We start from the raw sequence: 15,793 nt of genomic DNA, 5'->3' as shown, positions 1-15,793 counted from the left end.
TCCTGCCCGTCCTCACCGATTTGTTATCTGCGATAAGACAGGCACTTAGGTCCCTAGGCAAGGGGATCTTGCATGGGCGGCCAGGGACGTTGCGCGTCCGCCGCGCGCCAGGCGTCAATCCAGTCGGGCATTTCCAGGCTGGGCAGGTCAGGATGGCCCATGGCTTTGAGCACGCGGGCAGGGGGCACGATGCCGTTTTTGTCGGTCAGCGCGGTGCGCAGCATCACGTGGCTGGCGCAGGTGCCGTCCTTTCTCCACATGCTCTGTTCCAGGTAGATGAACTTATCATCCCAGGCCACGGCCCGGCTGCGCATCTCAAACCGTTCAAAGCCGCGAATGCGCTGGCGAAACCGCACAGTGGTACCGGCCACGGTCATGCCCCAGCGGTTTTGCCGCAGGGTGGTGATCAAGCCAACCCGTTGCGCCAGCATGGTGCGCCCCAGATCATACAGCGTCATGGCGCGGCCATTGTTCAGCTCCAGCCAGAAATCCAGATCCCAGGGCCAGCAGATATGGTTGGAGACATGGGTCTCGGTCAGAGCCAGCGGCGCCATACGGCGCGCCTTGAGCAGGTCTTTGATCAGGCGGACAATGGGAAACATCGGCATTACTTTCTTTGCGCATTGTGCCCCTCTTGCCACCGATTAACCAATGGTCAACCGCAACCTCGCGGAAGCCTTGCACATGGGCACAGGGCTGCTTACCTGTAAGGCTGCTATTCCAAAGAGGTAAAGAATGCTCTCTCTGTTCCAAATTCTGCTGCTGATCCTGGACATCGTCTGGTTCTTCATCATCGCCCATGTGATCATGAGCTGGCTGATCAATTTCCAGGTGCTGAACCTGCAACAGCAACTGGTTGGCCAGATCTGGTACATGTTGCAGCGCATTCTTGAGCCGCTTTATGATCCGGTGCGCCGTATTCTGCCCAATATGAGCGGCATTGATCTGGCGCCGCTGGTGGTGCTGATTGCGGTCTATGCGCTGCGTATCATCATCCAGAACAACATGGTCTATTTCTTATAGTCCGGGTGCTGTCCGTCAGGTCGTTGCCCCGCCGCTTGGCTGGGCAGCACTGCTGACGCTGAGGGCGGTTTTCAGCGATTGACGCGCGTAAAAGTCGAGGGGTGAGGCATAAAGCTTTGCCCCTTGCTCTTGTCGCCCGAATCGACCTGTGGGATTGTACCGCTCAAATCAGAGCAGCCGCCCCCAACGAGGTCCCACTCCATGACAGCCGCGCCAGCGATCCCCGAGCCGGAAAGCACCGCTAGTCCGCTCCTGCGTGAGATTTTTGGCTTTGACGCTTTTCGTCCCGGCCAGGAAGAGATCGTTGATGCGGTGACGCGTGGGGAAAACGTGCTGGCGATCATGCCCACGGGGGGCGGCAAATCACTGTGTTTTCAGCTGCCCGCGCTGCAACGGGCCGGCATCACCGTGGTGATCTCGCCGCTGATTGCCCTGATGCGCGATCAGGTACGCGCCCTACAGGCGGTCGGCGTTACCGCAGGGGCGCTGACCTCTGGCAATACCGAGGAAGAGACCGAAGCGGTCTGGCAGTCCATCGAAGCGGGCGAGCTGAAGCTCTTGTATATGGCGCCCGAACGTCTGGCCTCGGGCTCGACCCTGAATATGTTGCATCGTATCAATGTCAGCCTCATCGCGGTGGATGAGGCCCATTGCGTCAGCCAGTGGGGCCATGATTTCCGCCCGGATTATCTGCGCATCGGTGAGCTGCGTCAGGCGCTGGACGTGCCCTTGGCCGCCTTTACCGCCACCGCCGATTCCGAGACCCGCGAAGAAATCGTGCGCAAGCTGTTTGATGGCCAGGCCCCGCGCAGCTTCTTGCGCGGTTTTGACCGGCCCAATATCCACCTGGCCTTTGCCGCCAAGGACGGTCCGCGACGGCAGATCCTTGAGTTTGCAGCGGCGCGCAAAGGGCAGTCCGGCATTGTCTACTGCGGCACCCGCGCCAAGACCGAAGACCTGGCCCGCGCCCTGCGCGATGCCGGTCATGCGGCCTGCCACTATCATGGCGGCATGGAGGCCGGGGAGCGCCGCGATGTGGAAACGCGCTTTGCCCGCGAAGATGGGCTGATCGTGGTGGCCACCGTGGCCTTTGGCATGGGCATTGATAAACCTGACATCCGCTGGGTGGCCCATGCGGATCTGCCCAAATCAATCGAGTCCTATTATCAGGAAATTGGCCGCGCGGGCCGTGATGGCGCCCCGGCAGAGACCCTCACTCTGTTTGGATCAGATGACATCCGCCTGCGCCGCAGCCAGATCGACGAAGGCCTCGCCCCACCCGAGCGTCGCGCCGCAGACCATGGGCGGCTTAACGCGCTTTTGGGGCTGGCCGAGGCCCTGACCTGCCGCCGTCAGACATTGCTGGGATATTTCGAGGAAGAGGCTGCGCCCTGCGGCAACTGCGATCTTTGCGACACGCCGGTGGAGGTCTTTGATGGCACCACAGCGGTGCGCAAGGCGCTGTCGGCGATCCTGCGGACCAATGAAACCTATGGCGCCGGGCATCTTATTGACATTCTGTATGGCAATGAAACCGACCGGGTGCGGGAAAAGGGCCATAGTGACCTGTCGGTCTTTGGCTGCGGCAAGGAATACAGCAAGCGTCAGTGGCAGGCGGTGTTCCGGCAAATGATGGGCCATGATCTGGTGCGTCCCGACCCCGAACGCCACGGTGCCCTGCGCATGACCGAGGCCGCCCTGCCAGTGCTGAAAGGCGAGGCGCAGATCTCCCTGCGCAAGGATACCATCAAATCGGCGGAGCGTCGTCCTGCGGTCAAGATGCTGGTCTCGGAAGAAGACGCGCCGCTGCTGTCGGCGCTGAAGGCCAAGCGCCGTGCCCTGGCGGAGGCGCAAAAAGTGCCGGCCTATGTGGTGTTCAACGACAAAACCCTGATCGAGATGGCTGAAACCCGCCCCGCAACCCTGGACCAGATGGCCCGGATCGGGGGAGTCGGCGCCAAAAAGCTGGACCGCTATGGCGATGAGTTCCTTGAGGTGATCACCGGCGCGGTGGAGCAGCTGCACCCCCAGCGGCGCAAGTTGGCCAATCGGGCCGGGGCGGGCTCGACCTATGATGCCTTGATGGAAGCACAGACCCAGTTGATCCGGGGCGATTGCGGCACCCTGAAACCGCTGAGCTGCCCGGCGGCCCTGCTGGCGAAACTGACCCAAATGCGGCCAGATGATGAGCGCGGCATAACCATGTTGTTAGGCGAGCGCCGGGCCGAGAGATTCTTGCCCGCCTTTCTGGACGTTTTGCGCCAGACTGACTAAGTCTAACGGGAAACAAAGCGGAAACAAAAGGAGCGCGCGATGCTGGTAGTGGTATCCCCGGCCAAAAAGCTGGATTGGTCGGAGCGGGATCAGGAGATGAGCTTTCCTGCCTTTCAGGATGATGCCATCGCTCTGAATGCCGTGGCGCGTGCGCTCACTGTGCCAGAGCTGATGAAGCTGATGCATTTAAGTGAGGATCTGGCCAAGCTGAACTATGATCGGTTCCGCGATTTTGCCGCAGATCCACAGGCTGCGGATCTGCGCCCTGCGGCGCTGGCCTTTGCCGGTGACACCTATCAGGGGCTGGAAGCCGCCTCGCTGGAGCCCGAAGAAATGGCCTGGGCGCAGGATCATTTTCGCATTCTGTCTGGTCTGTATGGCCTGTTGCGGCCGCTGGACGCAATGCAGCCCTACCGGCTGGAAATGGGCTCGCGGCTGAAAAATCCACGCGGCAAAAACCTTTATGAATACTGGGGCAGCCAGATCGCCGAGGCGCTGAATGCCCAGGCCGAAGCGGTCGGGGCTAAGGTCCTGGTGAACTGCGCCAGCCAAGAATATTTTGGCGCAGTGGATCTGAAGGCGCTCAAACCGCAGGTGGTGACGCCGGTGTTTATGGAAGACAAAAACGGCACCCCCAAGGTGGTCAGCTTTTATGCCAAACGCGCCCGTGGGGCGATGGCGCGCTATGTGATCCAGAACCGGATTGCTGATGCCTCGGCATTGCAGGAGTTTGACAGCGGCGGATATGTCTATCAGCCACAGCTGTCAGAGCCGATGAAGCCGGTATTTCTGCGCCACCCGGCGGAGTGAGACGCGGATCTGACCCTAGGCGGCTGAGGTGACTTCGATGGGCTGAAACGCCTCCGTGGTATGTTGCAAAATGCGCTCCAGGATTACCGCCTTGCGCAGGGGCTTGGTCAGGTAATGATCCAGCCCGGCGGCGAGGATGCCATCGGAATCGCCGCTCATCGCATGGGCGGTCAGGGCAACGATCGGCACATGGCGCCCGGTTTCGGCTTCCAGCTTGCGGATCTCGCCGGTTGCCTCTTTGCCATCCATTTCCGGCATGGAAATATCCATAAAGATCAGATCCGGCTCAAAGGACTGATACAGCGCCACCGCTTCGACGCCGTTATTGGCAAATTGCAGTTCGATGTTGAAATCCTTGACCATCTTGCGGAAAACCAGCTGATTGGTCCTGTTGTCCTCGGCCGCCAGAATGCGCATCTGGCGTGTCCCGGGATCGTCAGGTGCCGACAACTGCATGGCGGCATTGTCGGCTGCATAGGCCTCTTCCAGGGTCTGGGAAGCGGCGTCGGTCTCTGCGCCTGCCCCTGTCTGGTCTGTCAGCTCTGTGGTGTCGGCTGCTGCCAATCCGGTCCGGTCGGGTTTATCGATGAGCGCATTGCCGAGGCTTTCAAGCTTGGAAAACAATTCATCGCGTGGTGTAGGACGCGGCAGAAGGTCCACCTTGAGATCCAGAATTTCATTTTCGGAGTATTCATGGGGGTTGCTGCACAGCATGACCATTGGGAGGCTGGCCCATTTGCTTTGCCGCAATTGGCGCGCCAGTGCGAGCCCGCCGCCACCGGCAATGGCATGATCGGCCAGAATCAAATCGACGCCGATATTCATTTTTGCCAAGGCTGCAGAGACGCTGTCCGCGATTGTTGTCTCTACGCCCAGCAGCATCAGCTGGCGTTGCAGGATTTCACTGTTGAGGGTGGATTCGTCCACCAACATAATATGGCGCAAGCTTTTGGGCAGTTTGGGCGTTGCACCATGGGAGCCTTCCACGATTGGCAGGGGAATGCGGAAGCCAAAGCAGGAGCCTTTGCCTTCGTCGCTTTCGACCCAGATCTCGCCCTCCATCATTTCAATCAGCCGCCGCGAGATTGCCAGCCCCAGACCGGTGCCTTCAAACTTGCGATTGCGCTCATCTTCGACCTGGTTGAACTCCCCAAACACGTGGTCGATCTTTTCTTCCGGGATACCAATGCCGGTGTCTTCTATCATGCAATGCACCGCGCAGATGCCTTGGTCATGGTTGAAAATTCCGGTTACCCGCAGGGTTACATGGCCCTCGTTGGTGAACTTGACCGCATTGCCGGCAAGATTGGTCAACACCTGACGGATGCGCCCTGGATCACCTACAAACTGTGTTGGCAGGAATAGGTCATAATCCACCAGAATCGACAGTCCCTTGTCCCGTGCGGTGGGCTGCAGCAGCATGACAATTTCGTGGATGCAGCGCTCCAGATCAAAGGCTTCTTCGTGTAGCACCAGTTTGTCGGCTTCGATCTTGGAATAGTCGAGCACATCATTGATGATCACCAGCAGCGCTTCGCCTGAGTTCTTGATGGTGGTGGCGTAGAGTTTTTGTTCGTCATTGAGCGTGGTGTCGTTCAGCAACTCGGCCATACCGACCACACCGTTCATCGGGGTGCGGATTTCGTGGCTCATATTGGCCAGGAACGCCGACTTGGCGCGGTTGGCGGCTTCGGCCCGTTCACGGGCGTTGCGCAGTTCTTCTTCGTAATGCACCGTCGAGGTGATATCGAGCGCCAGACTCACCACATCGCCCCCGTGCCCCCGTTGGTCAATGAGGCGCAGATAGCGATCATCCCACATTTGGATGATCACGGGATCCGGTGACATCGACAGCCAGCGCTCGCTCATCATTGCGCGCCAGGCGTCCGGCTTCATATCACCGGTGTTAACCAGGCCTTCGTCGGTCAGGATCTGCAAAATGCGCATGTAAGAGATGCCCGGCGTGACCTCCTCCAGCCCGTCAAAAATATTGAGATAGGCGGTATTGGCACCGATGAGCTGACTGTCGGCGTTGAAAAAGGCAAACCCGTCCTGAAAGGCCTGGATCGAATGCCAGAGCCGCCGCTCTGCTGTTTCGATCTTTTCATTGGCCATGCTCAGGTCTGATTTTACCTTGGCGTTTTCATCCCGCACGGTGGCCACTTCGGCCTGGGTTACCCCAATCTGTTTGGTCAGAGCCAGAGCGTGGCGACCAAGTTTGCGATTCGCAGCTGAGAGTTCGGCCTGCTTGAGTTCAAGCAGGCGCTCTGCCGCCAGTCTGGCCCGGCGCTCTTCCGCGATTTTGTCAGCAAGGCTCATCCCTGCAGGCTCCAACAAATACAACAAACAGTCCCCCAAAATATGGGGGGCGACAGTCGGGTGAAAATACAAAGGTCGTAGCAACAGTCTTACGCGTGAACTTCTTGCTATGATGTTAAGCTCGTGCCAGCCTGTGCTTGATTTAGGAGGGCGCTATGCCAGTTTGTTTTATTCAACGGTTCACCTTTTTTCTCCACGCATTTTGCCAGCGTGTTTGCGGCTGGGCAGGGCGGCCTGTATACAACGACCCGCAACAGCGGCAGCGAGCGGCCGTCATCGCGCATCTTGCCCTTGTGCTGATCACTGGGATTTCAACCGTTTTTGCAACTGCGGCGCAGGCTGATTCCGTTATCCCGCCGCAGCGCTATCAGGGCTTTATGGATACCGATTATTACGGATCGGATCTGCAGGCGCTGTTTGATACGGATCTGGCATCGTGTCAGGCGGCTTGTAGCGCCCAGGACAGCTGCGCTGGGTTCTCCTACAATAGCCGTTCAAACGCCTGTTTTCCTAAGCAGAACATGCAGTCGGCGTCGCAATTCGTCGGGGCGATTTCGGCCCTGAAGCAGGATCAGCCTGCTGCTCTTTTGGCCCAGGGCGCCGCACGGGCCAAGCGCTTGACCAGCCTGCGAGACGCGGATTTCAAAAATGCCTACCAGATTGCCGCAGAGATGGGGCGCCAGTTCCCGTCCGAGGGTGCGGCATTGGAAGACATGGTCGCGGCGGCGCGGATTCAGGCGCGGGGCGGCAATACCAAAGGCGCACTGCGGTGGTTGGCGCAGGCGGTTGCGCTGAGCGATGAAGCCGGGCTTTGGGCGGAATATTCCGCTGTGCTGCTGCGCCATAGCGATAATCAAAGCGGCTCCTCTGCCAAGCGGGAGGCGCGGAAACAGGCGCTGGCGGCTGGTCTCAACGCCTATCTGCGTGCCTCCTCCGGTGAGGTTCAGGTCAACGGTTTGGTTGCCGCGGCACGGGCGCTGGAAAAACTGGGACGGGGGCGGGATATGCTGCCGCTGCTGCGGCTGGCCGAAGAGATTGCACCGCGCCGGGATACCGCCCGGCTGCTGGACCGGATGATCGAAAAATACGGCTTTCGCGTCACCGACAGCCGGGTGCAAAGCGACAGCGCCACGCCGCGTCTCTGTGTTGAGTTCTCCGAACCCCTGCTGCTGAGCGGCGTCACCTATGAGGATTACCTGAAACTGTCAGCGCCAGGAATCGTCGCCACTGCCGAGGGTCGCGAGCTTTGTGTTGAGGGGCTGGAACATGGTCGCCGCTACCAGATGACCCTGCGCAGCGGTCTGCCTGCGGGCAATGGCGATGCGCTGATCAAGGATGTGGAGCTCACCCACTACATTGGCGATCGCAGCCCGGCAGTGCGGTTTCCGGGACGGGCCTATGTTTTGGCCAAGACCGATCAGGCGGCGCTGCCGGTTGAAACCGTAAACCTGACGGAGCTCACCCTGCAACTGCGCCGGGTCAGTGACCGAAACCTGCTGCGCAGCCTGCAGGAGGGCTATTTTGGCCGCCCCCTGTCACAGTGGCAGGAGGAAGATTTTGCCCGCGACATCGCCGAAGAGGTCTGGAGCGGCACCGCAGTGGTGCAAAACACCCTGAACCAGGACATGACCACCCGTCTGCCCCTGGCCGAAGCCATTGCCGACCAGCCGGTGGGGATTTACGTGCTCTCGGCCAGCTACAAGGGCGCTGACCCCTATGAAGATCCCAGTGCCAACCAGTGGTTTGTTCTGACTGATCTTGGGCTCAGCACCATGTCGGGCAGCGACGGGCTGCACGTTCAGGTGCAGGGGCTGTCCGATGCCAAGCCGCGCGCCGGGGTCGAGGTGACGCTGATCTCCAATGCCAATGCGGTGCTGGGCACAGCCACAAGCGACGCCACCGGCTATGCCCATTTTGCACCGGGTCTGGCCCGGGGGCGCGGCGGCTCGGCTGCGGCGATGATCCAGGCGCAGGTCATGGGCGCCACAGAGGTTGAGGATTTTGCCTTCCTGTCGTTGAAAGACGCGGCCTTTGATCTGTCCGACCGTGGTGTCGAGGGACGGCCCTCGCCGGGGCCGGTGGATGTGTTCTTGGCCACCGACCGTGGGGCGTACCGCGCCGGGGAGGTGATCCATGTCACCGCTTTGACCCGCGACAGCGCGGCGCAGGCGATCCAGGATCTGCCGCTGACCGCGATACTCACCCGGCCTGACGGGGTGGAATACAGCCGTCATGTGTCAACCGGGGGAAACATGGGGGGCCATGTCTTTGACCTGCCGGTTGGCAGCACCGCGCCACGGGGCACCTGGCGGCTAGAGATCAAGAGCGATGTCAAAGCGCCTGCCCTGGCCAGCCGTCAGATCCTGGTCGAAGATTTTATGCCCGAACGTATAGATTTTGACCAAAGCATTGCCAATTCCGGCAATCTGCGCCCGGGTGAATTTGCCCAGCTGGATATCTCTGCGCGCTATCTCTTTGGGGCGCCGGGGGCGGATCTTGGCATTGATGGGGATCTGCGCCTGCGCCCGGTCAGCACTCTGGCGAAATGGCCCGGCTATCACTTTGGCCGCTATGATGCGCCCAATGACAGCCAAAGGAACTATTTTGGCGGCGACAAGACGGATGCCAGTGGCGCGGCCCGGCTCACCGTTGAGCTGCCGGTGGTCGAGGCCACGGGTCAGCCCTTTGAAGCCTCACTCACCACCCGGCTGACAGATGGATCGGGCCGCCCGGTTGAGCGCCGGATGGATCTGCCGGTCAGCCCCTCGGGGCCGATCCTGGGCATCAAGCCACTGTTTGACGAGGTGGTCGCCGAGGGCACCGAAGCCGGGTTTGAACTGGTGGCCCTGTCGCCAGATCAGCAGCCGATGCCCATGCGGGTGAAATGGAGCCTGAACCGGATCGAGACCCGTTATCACTGGTATCAGCTTTATGGCAATTGGAACTGGGAGCGCAGCACCCGCCGCAAAAGCATCGCCACGGGCGAAGCCCTGCTGGGGGAGACACCTGTTCTGCTGTCGACCCCGACGGACTGGGGCCGCTATGAACTGGTGGTTGAGCGGCTGGATGGCGCCTATGTCGAGGCGGCTTTGGATTTCTACGCGGGCTGGTATGCCCCCGCCGATGCCTCGGCCACGCCGGACCGGCTGGAGATGTCCCTGGATGCCGACAGCTATCAGCCCGGCGATACCGCCCAGCTGCGGCTGGTGCCACAAAGCGCCGGCACGGCGCTGATTTCGGTACTGTCGAACCAGGTGATCGAACGCCACGCGGTTGAGGTCGAGGCCGGCGAAGTGCTGGTGCCACTGACCGTCACCCAGGACTGGGGCAGCGGTGCCTATGTCACTGCAATGATGCTACAGCCCCTGACCGGCAAGACCAGCCGCACCCCAACCCGGGCGCTGGGGCTGGCCCATGCAACCATCACCCAGCCGGGACAAGAGCTCGAGGTCGCCATCGAGGTGCCCGAGGTGGCCCGCCCCCGCAGTACCGAGACGGCGCAGATCAAAGTCACTGGCGCCAAGCCGGGGGAGCAGGTCTGGCTGACGGTGGCAGCGGTGGATCTTGGCATTCTCAACCTCACCGACTTCAAAAGCCCGGATCCCAGTGCCCATTATCACGGTCAACGTCGTCTGGGGATGGAGCTGCGCGACATCTACGGGCGGTTGATTGATCCGGGCAATGGTGCTTTGGGGCAGCTGCGCTCTGGGGGCGATGCCGATCGGGGCTTGCAGATGCAATCGCCGCCCCCGACGCAGGATCTGGTGGCCTTCTTCTCTGGCGCGGTGCAGGTCGATGCCAGCGGTATGGTTGCGTTCCCGATGGATCTGCCTGCCTTTAACGGCACCGTGCGGCTGATGGTCATGGCCTGGTCCGGGGCCGCAGTCGGCCAGGCCGAGGCCGATATGTTGGTGCGCGACCCTGTGGTGGTTACGGCCTCTTTGCCGCGCTTCCTTGCCCCTGGGGATCAAAGCCGGATCAATATTGAACTGGTGCACGCCGATGGCCCCGCCGGAGAAATGACCCTGCTGGCGCAGTCTCTGGGCGCGGGGATCACCCTGGGCAATTTGCCCGGATCAATCACCCTGAGCGACCAGGGCAAGGCGGTGCTGGAGCTGCCGGTCACAGCAACGGATGTGGGCGACCCCGAGGTGATCCTGTCGCTGATTACCCCGGATGGCAAACACCTGAGCCAGGTCTTGCGCCTGCCGGTGCGGGCCAATGATCCGGTGCTGGCCACTACCCGCCGGTTCACCCTCAACAAAGGCAGCAATTTTGAGCTGACCGAGGATGTCTTTGCCGGGCTCAGACCGGGCACTGCACGGGCGGTTCTGTCGGCGGGACCACTGGCAAAATTTGACGTGCCTGGACTGCTCGCAAGCCTCGATCAATATCCCTATGGCTGCACCGAGCAGGTGACCTCCAAGGCGCTGCCGCTGCTCTATCTGTCTTCGGTGGCGCAGTCGCTGGGGTTGGGCCGCGGGCCGCAGGTCAAGGAGCGGATCCAATCGGCGATCCAGCGGGTGTTGACGCGTCAGGCCAGCAATGGCGCCTTTGGTCTGTGGCGGGCCGAAAGCGGTGATTTCTGGCTGGATGCCTATGCCTCCGACTTCCTGTCGCGGGCGCGTCGGCAGGGCCACGAAGTGCCAGAGGCCGCCTTTGTGCGGGCGATGGACAATCTGCGCAACCGGCTGAACTACGCCTCTGATTTTGAGGAGGGTGGCGAAGACGTGGCCTATGCGCTGCTGGTTCTGGCCCGCGAAGGCGCGGCCTCCATGGGTGATCTGCGCTACTATGCCGATGTAAAGGCACGGGCCTTTGCCACGCCTTTGGCGGCGGCTCAGCTGGGCGGCGCGCTGGCGGCCTATGGCGATCAGCGCCGCGCCGACCGGATGTTTGCCCGCGCAGGCGAGCTGTTGCAGCGGGCCGAGCAGGAAGGACCGGTCTGGCGTGCGGACTATGGCACCCAGCGTCGCGATGCGGCGGCGGTTCTGGCTTTGATCACCGAGGCGGGGTCGGATGTGATCAGCGCCGAGACGCTGAGCACCCGGGTCAGCACAAACACCACCCGGATGTCGACGCAGGAATCCGCCTGGACGCTTTTGGCGGCCCATGCGCTGATCAAAAACCCCGAGAGCTCGGGGATGTTGATCAATGGCCAACCGTCAGACGGGCCCTTTGTGCAGATAGATGGCGGCCAGAGCCTGCCTGATATGTCAATCACCAGTGCCAGTGGCGCGGTAACGGATCTTACCCTGACCACGCTGGGGGTGCCTGAGGTGCCACCAGCCGCTGGCGGTTATGGCTATACGATTACGCGCAGCTACTACAGCCTGGAGGGGCAGGAGCTGGATGGCACGGCCTTTGAAATCGGGGATCGTTTTGTCACCGTGCTGCGGGTCACGCCCCATGAGACCGTGGGGGCGCGGCTGATGATCAGCGATCCGCTGGCCGCCGGGATCGAGATCGACAACCCCAATCTGTTGCGCTCGGGGGATCTGCGCGATTTGGCCTGGCTGAAGCCAACCTCAGCAGAACATGCCGAGTTCCGCAGTGACCGGTTCTTGGCGGCGATTGATCTGTCAGGACGCAAAACCGCAACGCTGGCCTATATCAGCCGCGCGGTGACGCCGGGCACCTTCCATCGTCCGGCCGCCCAGGTCGAGGACATGTATCGCCCGGCCTACCGCGCCCATACTGCTGCGGGCTCGGTTGTGATCCGGTGATCCGCCGTCTGAAGGCAAAGGCGCGCTTGGCTGTGCCTTTTGCCAGGCTCTTAGCTGGGCATTGGCGAAGACGCAGGGGCGGATCGGGCTGGGGGCTGTGGCAGCGCGGCTTTGCTTTGGCCCTGCTCCTGGCGGTTGCCGGGGCGGGGCTGCAGCGCTTTGACCAATGGATCGCGCAGACGGTTCTGCCGGTGACGCTGGCGGAAACCTCTACCGAGGTTCTGGACCGCGACGGGGCATTGTTGCGGGTCTATCCGGTTGGCGATGGCATCTGGCGCATGGCGCCGCAGCTGGCGCAGGTGGATCCGGATTTCATCGCCATGCTGATCGCCTATGAGGACAAGCGGTTTCAGACCCATGCCGGGGTGGATCCCCTGGCCATGCTGCGGGCGATGGGGCAGGCGCTGTGGCATGGGCGGACCATTTCGGGGGGATCAACCCTGACCATGCAACTGGCGCGGCTACTGGAGGATGGCACCACCGGAGCCTGGGCCGGCAAGCTACGTCAGATTCGTCTGGCGCTGGCGCTGGAGCGCCGCCTTTCCAAGCAGCAGATCCTGGGGCTCTACCTCACCCATGCGCCCTATGGTGGCAATCTCGAAGGCATCCGCGCGGCGAGCTATGCCTGGTTTGGCAAGGCCCCCAACCGGTTGACGCCCTCGCAGGCGGCGCTGCTGATTGCCCTGCCGCAATCGCCCGAGCGCCGCCGCCCGGATCGTGCCGCTGGGGCCGCCGCGGCAGCGCGGGATCGGGTCTTGGCGCGGCTGGCGCAGGCGGGTCTGCTGACTGCGGCGCAGGTTGCGGTGGCGCAACAGGCGCCCCTACCGCGCCGGATGCAGGGCTTTCCCCGGCTGGCGCCGCATCTGTCGGATCGGTTGTTGGCAGCGCGTCCCGGGGTCTCGCGTTTGGCGGTGACCCTGGATGCACAGGTGCAGGCCAAAATGGCGGCGCTGGTGGCAGAGGCCGCCCGCAAGGCGGGTCCACGGGTTTCTGCGGCGTTGTTGGCGGTGGATCATCGCAGCGGCGAAATCCTGGCCTCGGTTGGCTCGCCCTCTTACGAGGACAGTGCGCGGCAGGGGTTTGTCGATATGACCCAGGCGCAGCGCTCGCCGGGTTCGACCCTGAAGCCGCTGGTCTATGGACTGGGGTTTGACTCCGGCCTGGTCCACCCCGAGAGCCTGATCCATGACGGACCGGTGGATTTTGATGGCTATGCGCCGCAGAATTTTGACGGGCAGTTTCGCGGCGACCTGGGGGTGCGTGAGGCGCTGCAATTGTCCCTGAATATCCCGGTGGTCCGGCTAACGCGAGAGATCGGCCCGGCGCAGCTGTTGGCGGTGATGCGGCGTGGCGGCGCCACGCCCAAGCTGCCAGGTGGCAAGCCCGGATTGGCCATCAGCCTGGGCGGGATTGGCACCTCGCTACAGGATCTGGTGCAGCTCTATGCCGGTATTGCCGCCGGTGGTCAGGGGCCGCAGCTGCGGGCGCTGCAGAGCGCCGGAGCCAAAGATCTGCCCCGAATGATGTCCGAGGTCGCCGCCTGGCAGCTGGGGGATATCCTGCGTGGGCTGGCGCCGCCGCCCGGTGCCCGGGCTGGGGTGCTGGCCTATAAAACCGGAACCTCCTATGGCCACCGCGACGCCTGGGCGATTGGCTGGGATGGGCAGCATGTGATTGGCGTCTGGCTGGGCCGGGCCGATGGCACCCCGGTGCCGGGGGCCTTTGGTGGCGATCTGGCCGCGCCGGTGCTGTTTGAAGCCTTTGGCCGCCTCAAGCCCGAAACTGCGCCACCGCCGCCACCACCCGCCGCCACCTTGATCCTGGGGGCGGCAGAGCTGCCGCTGCCGCTGCGCCGGTTCCGGCCGCGGGATGCGGTTTTTGCCCAAAGCGCTGCCGCACCGCAGGTGCTGTTTCCCCCGGATGGGGCCGCCCTAGCGCTGGAGGGCGCGCCGCTGGTGGTGAAGCTGCGCGGCGGCACTGCCCCCTTTGCCCTGTTGGCGGATGGTCGGGTTCTGGCCAAGGGCCAGCGCCGCCGCGAGTTTGAAGTACCAAATCCGGGGCCGGGCTTTGCCAATCTGGTGGTGCTGGATAGCGCCGGTCATAGCGTCAGTGTTGACGTCGAAATCGACAGGTTGCTTCATTAGCCCGCACGCGATCTGCCCCTTGCCTTTGTTCTCTTGCGGCTTGCTGGGAAAGGCCACACGGTCTGCTAGCGGCGTCCCTCGCGCAGCCAGCCGGCAATGATCAAACCCGCTGCCAGCAGCAGACCCAGCCAGGCCGGCAGCAGCGTTGTTTGGGATACCGATCGGGTCTCATAGGCGGCGCGTGGCGTCAGCCCGATCCAGCCGCGCCCCGAGGCGGGACGACCAGCGCTGACCTCGCGCAGGCGTGGCAGCCCGTCTTCCAGAGCCATGGCGCCCCCACGCAGCGGCGCCAGCACCGGGGCCAAAAGATCCGCTGTGACAATGGTCTGTTGGAATTCGCGCGGCGCGGCGGGGCCGAGGCCAACAACCGTGTCGACTGCGCCTTCGCTCAGCCGGTAGAGCCCGGGTTCAGCCCCGGTATAGCTGACCTCCCACAGGCCCGGCGCGCGTTGCTGCATCTGCAGGCTGGTTTCGCTGCCATCCGGCGCCGTCACGGTGAGCGCGCCTGCGGTGCCGCTCATCCGGCGGCGAAACACCTGCATGGTCTGTCCGGTGACCTCTGCCCAGAGCATTTCCTCTTCCAGCTCGGGCTCTTTCATCATCCAATGGGCCAGCCGGCGCAGCAGTTCCAGCTGTGGTCCGCCGCCCTGATAGCCCCGGCTCCACAGCCAGGCATGGTCCGAGGCCAGCAGGGCCACCCGCCCGGCGGCGACCCGGTTCAGCACCAGCAGTGGCCGGGTCTCGACACCTTGCATCAGCACATGGCCCTGGGGCGCGGCAACTTCGATCTGGCGCAGCCAGCTGCCCCAGTGCGGCTCGCCCTCTTGTCCCGGCGGTTCCAGCCCTGCGGTGACGGGATGGCGATGGCCAAGCTCGGTGACTTTGGGGCGATAGGCCTGCTCCAGCACCCGTGCGGTTGGGGCGGCGGGCAGCACCCGCGCCAGCGGCGAGCGATAGATCGAATCGGCACTGGCAAAATCCGGTCCTGCTGCGATCAGAACCGCGCCGCCCTGTTCCACATAGTTGGCCACATTGTCGAGATAGATCGCCGGCAGGATGCCGCGCCGCTTGTAGCGGTCAAAGATGATCAGGTCGAAATCGTCGATCTTTTCCAAAAACAGCTCTCGCGTGGGAAAGGCGATCAGCGACAGTTCCTGCACCGGCACGCCGTCCTGTTTCTCGGGCGGGCGCAGGATGGTGAAATGCACCAGGTCGACCGAGGCATCGGATTTCAGCAGGTTGCGCCAGGTGCGCGTGCCGGGGTTGGGCTCGCCCGAAACCAGCAGCACGCTGAGCCGGTCGCGCACGCCGTTGATCTGCACCAGCGCGGTGTTGTTGCGGTCGGTCAGTTCGCCCTCGGCCGGCGGGGTCGAGAACTGCAACACGTTGCGCCCGCCATGGGGCAGCTTGAGCGGCAGGTCAATGTCACGCCCGACCGGCACCTGAAAGCGCTGCGGCTCTTCGCCATCGACCGAGACATCGACCGGCACGGTGATC

General features: G+C 62.8%; 8 protein-coding genes. 5 read left to right on the top strand and 3 right to left on the bottom strand.

Features of this window, described 5'->3' with window-relative positions; genetic code table 11:
* Positions 1 to 53 precede the first annotated feature (53 nt).
* Positions 54 to 602, bottom strand: coding sequence for an acyl-CoA thioesterase (locus tag QZ268_RS00040; RefSeq protein ID WP_295446498.1), 549 nt, complete (start codon positions 600 to 602; stop codon positions 54 to 56).
* A 133-nt stretch (positions 603 to 735) separates the two neighbouring features.
* Here QZ268_RS00040 and QZ268_RS00035 point away from each other — a divergent pair, with 133 nt between their 5' ends.
* From QZ268_RS00035 to yaaA, 3 genes are all read left to right on the top strand, one after another.
* Complete coding sequence (locus tag QZ268_RS00035; protein ID WP_295446495.1) at positions 736 to 1,023, top strand: YggT family protein; 288 nt, start codon at positions 736 to 738, stop codon at positions 1,021 to 1,023.
* 201 nt (positions 1,024 to 1,224) lie between these two features.
* Complete coding sequence (recQ, locus tag QZ268_RS00030; protein WP_295446493.1) at positions 1,225 to 3,297, top strand: DNA helicase RecQ; 2,073 nt, start codon at positions 1,225 to 1,227, stop codon at positions 3,295 to 3,297.
* Positions 3,298 to 3,336: 39 nt separating this feature from the next.
* Positions 3,337 to 4,107 (top strand): peroxide stress protein YaaA, encoded by a 771-nt coding sequence (gene yaaA / locus QZ268_RS00025; RefSeq protein WP_295446491.1) that lies wholly within the window; start codon positions 3,337 to 3,339, stop codon positions 4,105 to 4,107.
* Between the two features lie 15 nt (positions 4,108 to 4,122).
* Here yaaA and QZ268_RS00020 read toward each other — a convergent pair whose 3' ends face one another.
* Entirely contained in the window at positions 4,123 to 6,426 is a 2,304-nt protein-coding gene (locus tag QZ268_RS00020; RefSeq protein WP_295446489.1) for a response regulator, read from the bottom strand.
* Positions 6,427 to 6,803: 377 nt separating this feature from the next.
* Here QZ268_RS00020 and QZ268_RS00015 point away from each other — a divergent pair, with 377 nt between their 5' ends.
* Both QZ268_RS00015 and pbpC read left to right on the top strand, forming a co-directional pair.
* Complete coding sequence (locus QZ268_RS00015) at positions 6,804 to 12,152, top strand: alpha-2-macroglobulin family protein (protein WP_295446585.1); 5,349 nt, start codon at positions 6,804 to 6,806, stop codon at positions 12,150 to 12,152.
* A gap of 116 nt (positions 12,153 to 12,268) precedes the next feature.
* Positions 12,269 to 14,296, top strand: coding sequence for a penicillin-binding protein 1C (gene pbpC / locus QZ268_RS00010; RefSeq protein WP_295446487.1), 2,028 nt, complete (start codon positions 12,269 to 12,271; stop codon positions 14,294 to 14,296).
* Positions 14,297 to 14,361: 65 nt separating this feature from the next.
* Here pbpC and QZ268_RS00005 read toward each other — a convergent pair.
* Positions 14,362 to 15,793 (bottom strand): hypothetical protein (locus tag QZ268_RS00005; RefSeq protein ID WP_295446484.1); only part of this gene is annotated, 1,432 nt, incomplete at its 5' end.

The organism is uncultured Pseudophaeobacter sp. (genome assembly GCA_905479575.1).
Taxonomy (GTDB): Bacteria; Pseudomonadota; Alphaproteobacteria; order Rhodobacterales; family Rhodobacteraceae; genus Pseudophaeobacter.
The sequence above is the reverse complement of the archived record's forward strand: the minus strand, read 5'-3'. Positions and strand labels throughout refer to the sequence as shown.